Annotated in this window: 11 protein-coding genes; 8 read left to right on the plus strand and 3 right to left on the minus strand. The window is 75.2% G+C overall.

Annotated features, from left to right (window positions below):
* Positions 1-61 precede the first annotated feature (61 nt).
* The 4 genes from ACIA6C_RS27150 (at position 62) to ACIA6C_RS27165 (ending at position 5,145) form a co-directional block, all read left to right on the plus strand.
* A complete protein-coding gene (locus ACIA6C_RS27150) occupies positions 62-835 on the plus strand; it encodes an aminoacyl-tRNA hydrolase (protein ID WP_399279676.1) in 774 nt (257 codons plus the stop codon).
* Between the two features lie 129 nt (positions 836-964).
* Positions 965-2,296 (plus strand): DUF692 domain-containing protein, encoded by a 1,332-nt coding sequence (locus tag ACIA6C_RS27155; RefSeq protein ID WP_399279678.1) that lies wholly within the window; start codon positions 965-967, stop codon positions 2,294-2,296.
* Complete coding sequence (locus tag ACIA6C_RS27160) at positions 2,293-3,363, plus strand: TIGR04222 domain-containing membrane protein (RefSeq protein ID WP_399279680.1); 1,071 nt, start codon at positions 2,293-2,295, stop codon at positions 3,361-3,363. The genes ACIA6C_RS27155 and ACIA6C_RS27160 overlap by 4 nt, the downstream gene beginning before the upstream one ends.
* 144 nt (positions 3,364-3,507) lie before the next feature.
* On the plus strand, positions 3,508-5,145 hold the full coding sequence (locus ACIA6C_RS27165) for an alpha/beta fold hydrolase (RefSeq protein WP_399279682.1): 1,638 nt from the start codon (positions 3,508-3,510) through the stop codon (positions 5,143-5,145).
* A gap of 113 nt (positions 5,146-5,258) precedes the next feature.
* Here ACIA6C_RS27165 and hemQ read toward each other — a convergent pair whose 3' ends face one another.
* Entirely contained in the window at positions 5,259-5,972 is a 714-nt protein-coding gene (gene hemQ, locus ACIA6C_RS27170; protein WP_190187377.1) for a hydrogen peroxide-dependent heme synthase, read from the minus strand.
* A gap of 23 nt (positions 5,973-5,995) precedes the next feature.
* The gene (gene hemG, locus ACIA6C_RS27175) at positions 5,996-7,456 is read right to left on the minus strand and encodes a protoporphyrinogen oxidase (RefSeq protein ID WP_399279684.1); all 1,461 of its coding nucleotides are present in this window, start codon (positions 7,454-7,456) and stop codon (positions 5,996-5,998) included.
* A 142-nt stretch (positions 7,457-7,598) separates the two neighbouring features.
* Between hemG and ACIA6C_RS27180 the strand changes: the two genes are divergently transcribed.
* Positions 7,599-8,981, plus strand: coding sequence for an FAD-dependent oxidoreductase (locus ACIA6C_RS27180; protein ID WP_361131770.1), 1,383 nt, complete (start codon positions 7,599-7,601; stop codon positions 8,979-8,981).
* A gap of 143 nt (positions 8,982-9,124) precedes the next feature.
* On the opposite strand, the gene hemE is transcribed toward ACIA6C_RS27180, so the two are convergent.
* Positions 9,125-10,189, minus strand: a complete 1,065-nt coding sequence (gene hemE, locus ACIA6C_RS27185; protein ID WP_361131767.1) for a uroporphyrinogen decarboxylase — start codon at positions 10,187-10,189, stop codon at positions 9,125-9,127.
* 91 nt (positions 10,190-10,280) lie between these two features.
* Here hemE and ACIA6C_RS27190 point away from each other — a divergent pair, with 91 nt between their 5' ends.
* The 3 genes from ACIA6C_RS27190 (at position 10,281) to ACIA6C_RS27200 (ending at position 13,280) form a co-directional block, all read left to right on the plus strand.
* Positions 10,281-10,937, plus strand: coding sequence for a DUF3000 domain-containing protein (locus ACIA6C_RS27190; protein WP_329199242.1), 657 nt, complete (start codon positions 10,281-10,283; stop codon positions 10,935-10,937).
* A 272-nt stretch (positions 10,938-11,209) separates the two neighbouring features.
* Positions 11,210-11,872, plus strand: a complete 663-nt coding sequence (locus ACIA6C_RS27195) for a response regulator transcription factor (protein ID WP_007267191.1) — start codon at positions 11,210-11,212, stop codon at positions 11,870-11,872.
* A gap of 136 nt (positions 11,873-12,008) precedes the next feature.
* On the plus strand, positions 12,009-13,280 hold the full coding sequence (locus tag ACIA6C_RS27200) for a ribonuclease D (protein ID WP_366080089.1): 1,272 nt from the start codon (positions 12,009-12,011) through the stop codon (positions 13,278-13,280).
* Positions 13,281-13,444: the final 164 nt, after the last annotated feature.

The following is a 13,444-nucleotide window of genomic DNA, read 5'->3' on the forward strand; positions in this document are numbered from 1 at the left end:
CTCGCCCGGACGCCACCCCTGCGGCATCCTCCTCAAGTCGGAGGCTGGCAGACTGGGCCGGATGAGCACCGAGGACACCCAGGCCCGCCAGGACACCGCCCCCGCACCTGCCGTGGGGGCCGACAGTCCGTTCCGCAAGGAGCACGCGGCCCGCGACGAGGCCCCCCAGTTCGTGCTGCCGCTGGTCGTGCGGATCGAGAAGGCCGCCCCGCCGGCCAGGACCGACGCGCTGGAGACGGCGGCCCGCGCGGTGCTGGTGCTGCTGACGGACGAGCGCTCGCACGGCGGGGGCGAGTGGGCCGACGCCGTCCGGGACTGGCAGGACGCCCGGATCCGCAAGGTGGTCCGGCGCGCCCGCGGGGCGGAGTGGCGCAAGGCCGGGACCCTGCCCGGGGTCACCGTCCGCGGCGGCGGACCGTCGGGGGCCGAGTGCGAGGTACGGGTCTTCCCGCCGGTGCCGGTGGACGGCTGGCCCAAGGAGCTGGCCAAGCTCCAGGTGTCGGGCACCGACCTCGACGACCCCGAGCCGGCCGCTCCGGCGGCCCCCGGCGTTCCCGTGCTGTGGCTCAACCCGGACCTGGACATGTCGGCCGGCAAGGCGATGGCCCAGGCCGGGCACGCGGCGCAGCTGGCCTGGTGGGAGCTGACCCCGGCGGAGCGCGGCGCGTGGCGGGACTCCGGTTTCCGGCTGGCCGTACGGACGGCACCGCGCGAGGCGTGGGCGCAGCTGAGCGGGAGCGGCCTGCCGGTGGTGCGGGACGCGGGGTTCACGGAGATCGCCCCGGGTTCCTGCACGGTCGTCTCGGACCACCCGGCGCTGCGGGCGCGGCTGTAGGGCCTGCCGCGGCCCTCCGGCCGCGGCCGGAACCTCAAATGTTGCTCTGAACGTCCCCCGCCGCGGGTTGGCGGGACTCCGCCGGGGCCATCACATCGGCCTGAGGACCGATGGAAGGGGGCGGGGGACATGGAGCCCGTGGCACACCTGGGGGTGGGCATCGGCTGGCGGCCGGAGATCGCGGAAGCCGTGGAACGGCTGCCGGGCCTGGACTGGGTCGAGGTGGTGGCGGAGAACATCTGCCCCGGACATCTGCCCGCCCCGCTGACGCGGCTGCTGGAGCGCGGCGTCCGCGTCGTCCCGCACGGGGTCTCCCTGGGCCTCGGCGGCGCCGACCGCCCGGACGCCGGGAAGCTGGCCGCACTCGGGGAGCGGGCGGTGGCGCTGGGGGCGCCGCTGGTCACCGAGCACATCGCGTACGTACGCACCTCCTCGCCGGCGCTGGAGGCCGGACACCTGCTGCCGGTCCCGCGCACCCGGGAGGCGCTGGACGTGCTCTGCGAGAACGTCCGGATCGCGCAGGACGCGCTGCCCGTGCCGCTGGCGCTGGAGAACATCGCCGCGCTGTTCCCGTGGCCCGGGGACGAGCTGACGGAGGCGCGGTTCCTGACCGAGCTGGTGGAGCGGACCGGGGTGCGGCTGCTCATCGACGTGGCGAACCTGCATACCAACCGGGTGAACCGGGGCGAGGACCCGGCGGCGGTGCTCGACGCGATCCCGCTGGAGGCGCTGGCGTACGTGCACGTCGCCGGGGGCGTGGAGCGGGGCGGGGTGTGGCACGACACGCACGCGCACCCCGTGCCGCCGGTGGTGTTGGACGTACTGGCGCAGCTGCGGGCACGGGTGGAGCCGGCCGGGGTCCTGCTGGAGCGGGACGACGACTTCCCGCCGGAGGGCGAGCTGGAGGGCGAACTGCGGGCCGTCCGGGAGGTGCTGGCCGCCGGTCCCGACCAGCCCGCCCGCGAGGCGCCGCGGCCCGCACCGGCCGCGCCCGACCGGCCCGGCCCGCCGGACGGCGACGACCGCCCCACGGCGGGCGCGGGCGGGCCGGACGGTGCACGGACCCGGCTCGGGCTCCAGCAGGCGGCCCTGCTGTCGGCGCTCGTCGCGGGCACCCCCGTACCGGAGGGCTTCGACCGGCAGCGGATCCGGGTCCAGGCCCGGGCGCTGGCCGCCAAGCGCGCTTCGGTGGTGGCGAAGCTGGCGCCGGAGCTGCCCGTGCTCCTGGGCGGCGGGGACGCGTACCTCACCGCGTTCCTCGGCTACGCCCGCGGCCGCCCGATGACGGCCGGATACCGCCGGGACGCCCTGGACTTCGCCGAGCACCTGCTGATCCGCGGCCTCCCGGCCGACCCGGCCGCCCGCCGCCGTCTCACCGCCTGGTGGCGGGACCGGGCCGGGGCGCGGCCGCCGCACCGGGTCGTGCGGTGGGCGCGGGCGCTCGTGGGGAGGGCGGCGTGAACGTACTCGCCGTGGCGCTCTGGCTCGCCGTGGCGGCCTCCAGCGTGCTGCTCCTGCTCGGTGTGCGCGGGCGCCGCTCCCCGGCGCCGGGCTCGACGGCGTACCTGTACGACCTGTCGGAGGCCGCGTTCCTCGCGGGCGGGCCCGGGGCGGTCGTGGACAGCGCGCTCGTCTCCCTGCTCTGCGACGGCCGGCTGGTGGTCGGCGGCCCCGGCATCGTGCACGCGCGACCCGGGGTGCGGGGCGCCGACGTCGCCGAGCGCGCCGTGCTCCAGGCCCTGCTGCGGGCCCCGTCGGGGTGGCTCTACCAGGTGCGGTACGCGGCCATGGTCGACCCCGCCGTGCAGGAGACCGGGGACGCCCTGGCCGACCGGGGGCTGATCACCGTGCCCGGGTCGGGGCGCGGGTGGCGCCGCTGGGGGCGGGCCCAGGCGGTGGTGTGCGCGGTGATGGTGCCGGTGTCCCTGGTGCTCACGTTCGTGGCGTGGGCGCCGGGGCGGGGGTTCCAGGTGCCGTTCGTCCTCGAGGTGCTGCCCGCGCTGCTGATCGGGATCGCGTGCGGCGTCACCGGCGCGCGCCGGGCGCGCCGGCGGATCACGCCTGCGGGGCGGGAGGCGCTCGGCGCGATGCGGGCCCGGTACGCGGGTGACCGGACCCCGCGCGTGCAGACGGCCCTGTTCGGGCTGCGCGGTCTGCGGGACCCGTACCTGCGGCAGCAGCTGGTGCCGGCCGCCCGCGGTACCCGCCTGGCCGCGGCGCAATCGGGTCCCCGGCGGGCTGGCGACCTCGGACCGTCCGATTCGGCCGCCCCGTTCGCGCCGCTGGTGTGGTGCGCGGCGGCCGATGGCGGCGGCTCCGGCTCCTCCTGCGCGGGCGCCGGTTCCGGCTGCGGCTCCTCCGGTTCCGGCTGTTCCACCTCCACCTGTTCCACCGGCTCCGGCTGCTCGTCCGGTTCCGGCTGCTCCGGCTCCTCGGGGTCCTCCTGCTCGTCCTCCTCGGGCTCCGGCTGCTCCTCGGGGTCCTCCTGCTCGTCCTCCTCCGGCTCCAGCTGTTCGAGCAGCTCCTGACCGCCCGTCGGGCCGGACCGTACGACAACCGGGCCGGACCGGTACGACAAAAGGGCGGAGCGGGGCGACACCCGGGGCGGGGTGCTGTACAGCGACGCCCGGGCGGCATCTGATCGGACCAGCCGATGAGATGAGAGGGCCGCCATGCGCAGCAAGCTCCCACGCCTCGCGGTCGTCGCGGCGGTCCTCTCCCTCGCCCTGGCCGGTCCCGTCCCCGCCCCGGCGGCCGCCCGGGACGACCGGGGCGCCGAGGACGCCGAGGCCGCCGGGGCCGAATCCGTCGCGCGCAACCCGCCGCCGCTCGACTTCGGTCCCTGCCCCGACGCCGAGATGCTGCCGGATCCCGTCCGGTGCGCGACGTTGCGCGTCCCGCTCGACTACGCCCGCCCCGACGGCCCGCGGATCTCCCTCACCGTCAGCCGGGTCCCCGCCACCGGCCGCGCCGGAGCGGCCCGCCAGGGCGCCCTCGTCCACAACCCCGGCGGGCCCGGCGCCTCCGGGATGGCCTTCCCGCTCTACGCCGCCCTGCCCGCCTGGCAGCGCGTCGCCGCCGCCTACGACCTCATCGGGTACGCCCCGCGCGGGGTCGGCCGCTCCGCCCCGCTGTCCTGCCAGGACCCGGCCGCCCGCGCCGCGGCGCCCACCCAGATCCCGGCCGACCCCTCACCGGCGTACAAGCGGCGACGGGCCGCCGCCGCCCGGGCGTACGCCCTCGGCTGCGCCCGCCGGGCCGGCGCCGCCCTGCCGTACTACACGACCCTGAACAACGTCCGGGACCTGTACGTGCTGCGCGCCGCGCTCGGCGAGCCGAAGCTGAACTTCCTGGGCGCCTCGTACGGCACCTACCTGGGGGCGGTCTACGCCACCCTCTACCCGGGCCACCTGCGCCGGATGGTCTTCGACTCGGCCGTCGACCCCGACCCGCGCCGCGTCTGGTACCGCAACAACCTCGACCAGGGCCCCGGCTTCGAGCGCCGCTGGTACGACTTCCGCGCCTGGGCCGCGTGCCACCACTCCACGTACGGCCTCGGCGCCACGCCGGAGGCCGTGCTGGGCGCCTACGAACGCGTCCGGGGCGCGCTGGCCCGCCACCCCGCCGGCGGGGTGGTGGGGACGGGCGAACTCCACGCCGCCTTCCTCCAGACGGCCTACTACGACGACGTCTGGCCGGACCGGGCCCGGGCACTGGCGGCCTACCTGCGCGGCGACCCGGGCCCGCTGACGGAGCAGGCGGCGCCGGACCCGGAGCGCGCCGCCGCGGCCGAGAACGCCACGGCCGTCTACACGGCGGTCCTGTGCAACGACGCGCCCTGGCCCGCCGACTGGGAGACCTGGGACCGGGACAACACCGAGGTCGCGCGCCGGGCACCCTTCGAGACCTGGGCCAACGCGTTCCTCAACCTGCCCTGCGCCTCCTGGCCGGTGCGCGAGCGGCAGCGCCCCGTCGACGTCGGGGCCGGGCGGCCGGCGCTCCCGCGCACGCTGGTCGTGGCGGCGGAGCGGGACGGGGCGACCCCCTACCCCGGTGCCCTGGAGCTGCAGCGGCGGCTCGGACCGTCGGCCGCGCTGGTCACGGAGGAGGGGGCGGGGCACCACGGGGTGGCCGGCGGTCGCAACGACTGCGTCGACCGTCATGTGGAGCGGTACTTGCTGACGGGCGGCACCCCCGGCGGGCGTGCCACGTGTGCGCCGCATCCGGAGCCCGCACCGGTGTCGCTGGACGAGCGGGCGGCGGGCACCCGGGGGAATGCTCCCAGGGCGCTGCTGCCGCCGGTCGTCTGAACTTCCGGGCGGGGTCTCCGGCTGCGTCGATTCGGGGGCGGGGCCTCCCGATCACCGGAACGCCGCTCCTCTCGCGGAGCGGACTCCTCCGGTCCTTCCCCCCAGGGGAGGTATCAGGCGAGCCCGGCCACCAGATCGGCGACGGACTTGCGGCGTCCGGTGTAGAAGGGCACCTCTTCACGGACGTGCATACGGGCCTCGGAGGCGCGCAGGTGACGCATCAGATCGACGATGCGCCACAGTTCGTCGGCCTCGAAGGCCAGCAGCCACTCGTAGTCGCCGAGCGAGAACGAGGCGACGGTGTTGGCCCGCACGTCGGGGTAGCCGCGGGCCATCTTGCCGTGGTCGGCGAGCATGCGGCGGCGGTCGTCGTCGGGCAGCAGGTACCAGTCGTACGAGCGCACGAAGGGGTACACGCTGACGTAGTCGCGCGGGTTCTCGTCGGCGAGGAACGCCGGGATGTGGGACTTGTTGAACTCGGCCGGGCGGTGCAGGGCCATGTTCGACCAGACCGGCTCCAGGGAGCGGCCCAGCTTGGTGCGGCGGAAGAGGTTGTAGGCGGTCTGCAGCTCGTCCGCCGTCTCCGCGTGCCACCAGATCATGATGTCGGCGTCGGCGCGGAGGCCGGAGACGTCATAGGTGCCGCGGACGGTGATGTCCTTGGCGGCCAGCTGATCGAAGAGTTCCTGGACCTCGTCGGCGAAGCCGGTGCGGTCCTCCGGGAGAACGTCCTTCAGCTTGAAGACGGACCACAGGGTGTAGCGAATGACCTCGTTCAGGTCCTTCGCCTTCTTCCCCGCGTTGGGAATCTTCTCTGGTGCAGTCATGTGCCTATTGTCCCGTGTGCTGATCAGTGGTCCGTGCCAGGGGTGCCGAACGTACCCCCGAGCGCGCCGAGCACCACGTCGGCGGCCTTGCCGGCGCTCGCGACGCACGCCGGGATCCCCACGCCGTCGTAGAGCGCGCCGCACACCGCGAAGCCGGGCAGGGCCGCGACGGCGGCGCGGATGCGGGCCACGCGGGCGAGGTGGCCGACGGGGTACTGGGGCAGGCCGCCGTCCCAGCGGGTGACGGTGGAGGCGAGCGGGCGGGCCGCGAGGCCCGAGGCCTCGCCGAGGTCGCGGAGGCAGACCTCGACCAGCTCGGCGTCCTCGTGCTCCAGGCCGGCCTCGTCGCCGTGGCGGCCGACGGAGGTGCGCAGCAGGAAGAGGTCCGGATCGGCGCCCGACCAGGCCCACTTGTTGCTGGAGAAGGTGGAGGCCTTGATGGTGCGGCCGTCGACGGGCGGCACGAGGAACCCGCTGGCCCCGCCGTCGGTGACCGCGGGCGGCAGGTCGGAACGCCGGAAGGCCATGGTCACCAGGGCCACCGAGGCGTACTCGACGGCGCGCAGCTCCGCGGCGGCCGCGGGCGCGAGCGCGTCGAGCAGCCGGGCGGCGGGACCGGCGGGGGTGGCCAGGACCACGCCGTCGGCCTCGATGACCTCGGATCCGGCGACCACGCGCCAGCCTTCGGACGTACGGATGACCTCGCGCACGGGACGACCGGTGCGCAGGTCCGCTCCGGCGGCCCGGCAGGCCTGCGCCACCGCGAGCGGGAGCCGTCCCACGCCGCCCTCGATCCCGGCGAAGACCGGACCGGCCGCCTGGGGCAGTGCCTCCGCCCGGCGCCGCAGTTCCCGTACGCCCTCGAACAGCAGCGCGTGCGTGCGGGCGGCCTCGTAGAGCTGCGGCACGGCGGCCCGCATCGAGATCCGGTAGGCGTCGCCCGCGTAGACACCGCCGAGCAGCGGTTCCACGAGCCGGTCGACGACCTCGCGGCCGAGGCGGGCGGCGACGTACTCGCCGACGGCGACGTCCTCGCCGATCTCGACGGGCGCCAGCGTCGGCTCTGCCTCGATCCGGGCGAGGCCTTCGGCGGAGAGCACCCCGGAGGCGGCGAGGGGCGCCAAGTCGCCCGGGACGCCCATGACATGGCCGTGCGGCATGGGGCGCAGCGCGCCGCGGGTCCACAGGTGGGCGGTGGCCGTGGCGGGCGACCGGAGCGCCTCGCCGAGCCCCACGGCCCGGGCCAGGGCCACGGCTTCGGGGCGGCGGGCGAGCATGGATTCCGCGCCGAGGTCGACGGGGGCCCCGGCCAGTTCGCCGGCGTGCAGTTTGCCTCCGAGGCGGGGGCCGGCCTCCAGGAGCGTGACGCGGACACCGTCGGTGAGCAGCCGGTGGGCGGCCGCGAGGCCGGCGATGCCACCGCCGATGACGACGACGTGGCCGGGGTTCCCCGGCCGGTCCGTACGCATGTCCGCTTCGTGCATGGACACATCGTCTCAGACCGATCAACGCGTCCCGTTCCCGGTCCTCTCGGCGACCGGGAAGGGGTACGGAACACGCATTCGGCCGTTCGCCCGTAGCGTGTCCTGCACGTGACGGTGGCGCAGGCGGAGGACGGTGCGGACGATGGCAGCGGAACGACTGGTGGTGGTCGGCGGCGACGCGGCGGGGATGGCCGCCGCTTCCCAGGCCCGGCGGTTGAAGGGCCCGGCGGAGCTCGCGATCACCGCCTTCGAGCGCGGGCACTTCACCTCGTACTCGGCGTGCGGCATCCCGTACTGGGTCGGCGGACGGGTCGGGGAGCGCGACGAGTTGATCGCCCGGACCCCCGAGGAGCACCGGGCCCGCGACATCGACCTGCGGATGCGCACGGAGGTCGTGGAGCTCGACCTCGCGGGGCGGCGGGTCCGCGCCCGGGACCTCGAATCGGGCGCCGAGAGCTGGACGGAGTACGACAAGCTCGTGCTGGCGACGGGCGCCCGTCCGGTCCGCCCGCGCCTGCCCGGCATCGGCGCGCACGGGGTGCACGGGGTGCAGACCCTGGACGACGGGCAGCGCCTGATGGACACCCTGGAGCGGACGCGGGGCCGCAGGGCGGTCGTGGTCGGCGCCGGCTACATCGGCGTGGAGATGGCGGAGGCGCTGGTGGGCCGCGGCTTCGAGGTGACGGTGCTGCACCGCGGCGAGCAGCCGATGGCGACCCTGGACCCGGACATGGGCGCGCTGGTGCACGCTGCGATGAACCGCATGGGCATCCGCACGGTGGCCGGGGCCGAGGTGACGAAGATCCTCACGGACGAGGAGGGCCGGGCGGTGGCGGTGGCCACGGCGGCGGGTGACGAGTACCCGGCGGACGTGGTCGTGCTGGGCATCGGCGTCGAGCCCCGCACCGCCCTGGCCCGGGCGGCGGGGCTGCCGCTCGGCGAGTCGGGCGGGGTGCTGACGGACCTGTCGATGCGAGTGCGGGGCCACGAGGACATCTGGTCGGGCGGCGACTGCGTGGAGGTGCTGGACCTGGTGGCGGGCCGCAACCGGCACATCCCGCTGGGCACGCACGCCAACAAGCACGGCCAGGTGATCGGCGCGGGCGTCGGCGGTGGCTACGCGACGTTCCCGGGGGTGGTGGGCACGGCGGTGAGCAAGGTGTGCGAGCTGGAGATCGCGCGGACGGGGCTGCGGGAGAAGGACGCGCTGGCGGCGGGGCTGCGGTTCGTGACGGCGACGATCGAGTCGACCACGACGGCGGGGTACTACCCGGGCGCGGCGAAGATGACGGTCAAGATGCTGGCGGAGCGACGGACGGGGCGGCTGCTGGGGGTGCAGATCGTCGGCGGGGCGGGGTCCGCGAAGCGGGTGGACATCGCGGCGGTGGCCCTGACGGCCGGTATGACGGTGGAGCAGGTCGTGTCCCTGGACCTGGGCTACGCGCCGCCGTTCTCACCCGTGTGGGACCCGGTCCTGGTGGCGGCCCGCAAGGCGGTGGGCGCGGTGCGGGCGGCGGACGCGTAGGCAGCCCTGCGGGGCCCACCCCTCCCCGCCCTCCTCCGTTGCCCGGGGCTCCGCCCCAGGCCCCCGGTCCTCAAACGCCGGCGGGGCCGGCCTTCCAGCCCGTCCGGCGTTTGAGGACCGGGTCCTTGCGGACCGGGTCCGGGCTAGCGCTGCGTGCGGGTGTGGACGTAGTCCACGAGGCGGGTCAGGGCGTCGGGGTCCGTGGTCGGCAGGACGCCGTGCCCGAGGTTGAAGACGTGGCCCTCCAGGCCGGCCGCGGCCGCGAGGACCTCGTCCGTCTTGGCCCGCACCGCGTCTTCGGTGGAGAACAGCACCGCCGGGTCGAGGTTGCCCTGGAGCGCCTTGCCGGGGCCGACGCGGCGGGCGGCCTCGTCGAGCGCGACCCGGTAGTCGACGCCCACGACGTCCGCGCCGGCCTCGCCCATCAGGCCGAGCAGCTCGCCGGTGCCGACGCCGAAGTGGATGCGCGGGACCCCGTACGAGGCGACCGACTGCAAGACCTTCGCCGACGCCGGCATCACCGAGCGGCGGTAGTCCGCGGGGGCGAGCGCGCCGACCCAGGAGTCGAAGAGCTGGACCGCGGAGGCCCCGGCCTCGATCTGGACCTTGAGGAAGGCGGAGGTGATCTCCGCGAGGCGGTCCAGCAGCTCGGCCCACAGCTCCGGGTCGCCGTACATCAGGGCCTTGGTGTGCTCGTGGTTCTTCGACGGGCCGCCCTCGACCAGGTAGCTCGCGAGGGTGAAAGGCGCACCGGCGAAACCGATCAACGGCGTGGAGCCGAGTTCACCCGTGAGCATGCCGATCGCCTCGGTGACGTACCGGACGTCCTCCGGGGTGAGGTCGCGCAGCTGTGCGAGGTCCTCGCGGCGGCGGATCGGCTGGGCCACGACCGGGCCGACGCCCGGCTTGATGTCCAGGTCGACGCCGATGGCCTTGAGCGGCACCACGATGTCGGAGAAGAAGATCGCCGCGTCCACCTTGTGGCGCCGCACGGGCTGGAGCGTGATCTCCGTGACCAGGTCGGGGCGCATGCAGGACTCCAGCATGGCCGTGCCCTCGCGCACCTTGCGGTACTCGGGGAGGGAGCGCCCGGCCTGCCGCATGAACCACACCGGGGTGTGCGGCACCGGCTCGCGCCGGCACGCCTTCAGGAAGGCGGAATCGTACGTCTGACTCGGCTGGCCCGTCGGGCGGTCAATGGCGCTCACGACCCAAATCTTCGCACGTATGAAGAAGTGCCCGGCCCGGTGCGGGTGTCCCTGCGCCGCCGGGGCGCTCGTTCCGCCTAGTCTTCCCCGCATGGCTGCGGCTCAGGGACGATTTTCAGATGGCGCCGACGGTATGGACAGCGCGAAGGAGAGCTCCGTCCCGCTCCCGTTCCGGCGGGCGGTCGACGGCTTGAAGAAGGCGCGGCTGCGGTCGGGGATCGAGATCGACCCGACGAAACCGCCCCGGAAACTGGCCCCGCACGCCTATGCCCTGGAGGCGGCGGTCGTCGACGGCGAGGACGATCTGGCCGACGGCCGGCTGATCCTGCTCCACGATCCGGCGGGGCACGACGCCTGGCAGGGCACCTTCCGCCTGGTGACGCTCGTACGGGCGGAACTGGAGCCGGAGATGGCCGCTGACCCGCTCCTGCCGGAGGTCTCCTGGTCCTGGCTGACGGGGGCGCTGGACGCGCGCGGGCTGACCTACGGAGAGGCGAGCGGGACCGTGACCATGGCGAGCTCGCACTACTTCGGCGGTCTCGCCGAGCGGCGCCCGGCCACGCAGATCGAGATCAGGGCCTCCTGGACGCCCCGCGAGGGGGTGGGCGGGGTGCCGGACACCGCGGCGCACCTGTCGGCCTGGTGCGAGCTGCTGTGCCAGATCGCCGGGCTGCCGCCGGTGGGGCCGACGGACTCGGGCACGGGTGTGGTCTCCCTGCCACAGCGGCGCGGTCCGCACCACCCGTAGGTGAGGGGCCGTACGGCCCAGGGAGGTCCGGCGGGGTGCAGGGCGGGTGGGCGTCGACGCTCCTGGGTGTCAGAACTGGGCGCCCGTTGCGGCCTTCTGATCATCGCTTGATCGATCACGCGTCCGAATTGCCCGAATTGTTACTCACCAAATCGTGATCATTCCCTAAAGCCGGGCGGGTGACGTGCCGAAAGAGTCAGTGACCATCAGCACGGTGCGCACCGGCTTCCTTCCCCGAGCCGGACGTCCCGCCACTCCCCCAGGAGGCCTAGGTGTCCGTTCTTCTCGAGCAGCCCGCAAGCCTGGTCGCCTACCGCCCGAACAAGCCGACGGCCATGGTCGTCGTGGCCGACCCGCGCGTCCGTTCCACCGTGACCCGCCATCTGTGGGCCCTCGGAGTACGTGATGTGATCGAGGCGTCGTCCATCGCGGAGGCCCGCCCCCGCGTCGGCAGCCCGCGCGACATCTGCGTGGCCGACGTACACCTGCCCGACGGTTCCGGTCTCACCCTGCTCTCCGAGACCCGCGCCGCCGGCTGGCCGAACGGCCTGGCCCTGTCCGCCGCCGACGACATCGGCGCCGTACGCAACGCCCTCGCGGGCGGAGTCAAGGGCTACGTCGTCACCGGCACCCGTACCAACATCGGGCTCCCCACCCGTCCCGGCGCCGCCCCCATCGGCGCCGCGGCCGCCCGTATGCACCGCCGCCCCCCGGGTGCCCCGAGCCACCCGGGCGGCTACCGCGAGCTCTCCGGCCGCGAGGTCGAGGTCCTGCGCCTCGTCGCGGAGGGCCAGTCCAACAAGGCCATCGGCGTCTCGATGGGCCTGTCCGCCCTGACCGTCAAGTCCCACCTCGCCCGGATCGCCCGCAAGCTGGGCACCGGCGACCGGGCCGGGATGGTCGCCGTCGCGCTGCGGACCGGGATCATCCACTGACCCCGCCCGGAGGCTCCTGGGCGACGTCCCGGGGAACCCCCGGGAAACGCCCGCGCCGCACCCCCGCTCCACTCCCGCGCCCGTCGACGGAACGTTCCGGCGACGGGCGCGTCACATCCACGGATACCCTTGAGCGGTGACCGACGCCCAAGAGACCGCAGCAGACCTGCGCACCACCACCGGGGGCGGCCCCCCGGACGACGTCGACAAGGCGCCGATTCCCTTGCTCGAACCCCGCGAGGGGATCCCCCCGGTAGTGGCCGACGACGACGCCCTGGCCCGGGTGGTCGCGGCCTTCGCCGCGGGCACCGGCCCCGTCGCCGTGGACGCCGAGCGCGCCTCCGGATACCGGTACGGCCAGCGCGCCTACCTCGTGCAGCTGCGCCGCGAAGGCGCCGGATCGGCGCTGATCGACCCGGTCGGGTGCCCCGACCTGTCCGCGCTGGGCGACGCCCTGAGCGGTACCGAGTGGATCCTGCACGCCGCCACCCAGGACCTGCCGTGCCTGCGTGAAATAGGCATGACCCCCACCTCCTTGTTCGACACCGAGCTGGCGGGCCGGCTGGCCGGCTTCCCGCGGGTCGGACTGGGCGCGATGGTCGAGGGCGTGCTGGGCTACGTGCTGGAGAAGGGACACTCCGCGGTCGACTGGTCCACCCGCCCGCTCCCCGAGCCGTGGCTGCGCTACGCCGCGCTCGACGTGGAGCTGCTGGTCGACCTGCGGGACGCGCTGGAGAAGGAACTGGACCGGCAGGGCAAGCTGGAATGGGCCCGCCAGGAGTTCGAGGCGATCGCCTCCGCGCCGCCCGCCCCGCCGCGCAAGGACCCGTGGCGCCGTACGTCCGGCATGCACAAGGTGCGCCGGCGCCGGCAGATGGCCGTCGTACGGGAACTGTGGGAGTCGCGCGACCGGATCGCCCAGCGGCGCGACGTGTCGCCGGGCAAGGTGCTGGGCGACGCGGCGATCGTCGAGGCGGCCCTGGCGCTGCCGGCCAACGCCACCGCGCTGTCCGCGCTGCCCGGATTCGGACAGCGGATGGGGCGCCGCCAGCTGGAGCAGTGGATGGCCGCGGTCGACCGGGCGCGGGCGCTGCCCGAGAGCGAGCTGCCGCAGCCGGGGGCGACCCCGGCCGGCCCGCCTCCGCCGCGGGCCTGGGCGGACAAGGACCCGGCCGCCGCCGCACGGCTGTCGGCGGCCCGCACCGCCGTCTCCGCGCTGGCGGAGGGGCTGAACCTGCCGCAGGAGAACCTCATCGCCCCGGACACCGTGCGCCGGCTGTGCTGGGAGCCCCCGCAGCGGCTGGAGCCGGAGACGGTGGCCGAGGCGCTGGCCGGCTACGGCGCCCGCCCCTGGCAGGTCGAGCAGGTCACCCCGGCCCTGGTCGAGGCGCTGGCCGCCACCGCCTGACCACCCACCGAAGCCCCCGGCCCGTGCCGGGGGCTTTCGCGTACCCGCCCGGCGCCGCACGGCCGGGTGCGCGGTGTGACCTTCGCCGCTCCGCGGCCCGGGGGTGTCCACTTGGGTTACTCACAAGTAGCATGGGCCGGGTGAGCGCCCGCTCAGTGAGCGGC

Origin of the sequence: Streptomyces sp. NPDC051578, assembly GCF_044454045.1 — a bacterium.
Classification (GTDB): domain Bacteria; phylum Actinomycetota; class Actinomycetes; order Streptomycetales; family Streptomycetaceae; genus Streptomyces.

Bases quoted from the DNA above. Each gene is read 5' to 3' on its own strand.
- ACIA6C_RS27150 (WP_399279676.1), top strand. From the start codon at position 62: ATGAGCACCGAGGACACCCAGGCCCGCCAGGACACCGCCCCCGCACCT.
- ACIA6C_RS27155 (WP_399279678.1), top strand. From the start codon at position 965: ATGGAGCCCGTGGCACACCTGGGGGTGGGCATCGGCTGGCGGCCGGAG.
- ACIA6C_RS27165 (WP_399279682.1), top strand. From the start codon at position 3,508: ATGCGCAGCAAGCTCCCACGCCTCGCGGTCGTCGCGGCGGTCCTCTCC.
- hemQ (WP_190187377.1), bottom strand. From the start codon at position 5,972: ATGACTGCACCAGAGAAGATTCCCAACGCGGGGAAGAAGGCGAAGGAC.
- hemG (WP_399279684.1), bottom strand. From the start codon at position 7,456: ATGCACGAAGCGGACATGCGTACGGACCGGCCGGGGAACCCCGGCCAC.
- ACIA6C_RS27180 (WP_361131770.1), top strand. From the start codon at position 7,599: ATGGCAGCGGAACGACTGGTGGTGGTCGGCGGCGACGCGGCGGGGATG.
- ACIA6C_RS27190 (WP_329199242.1), top strand. From the start codon at position 10,281: ATGGCTGCGGCTCAGGGACGATTTTCAGATGGCGCCGACGGTATGGAC.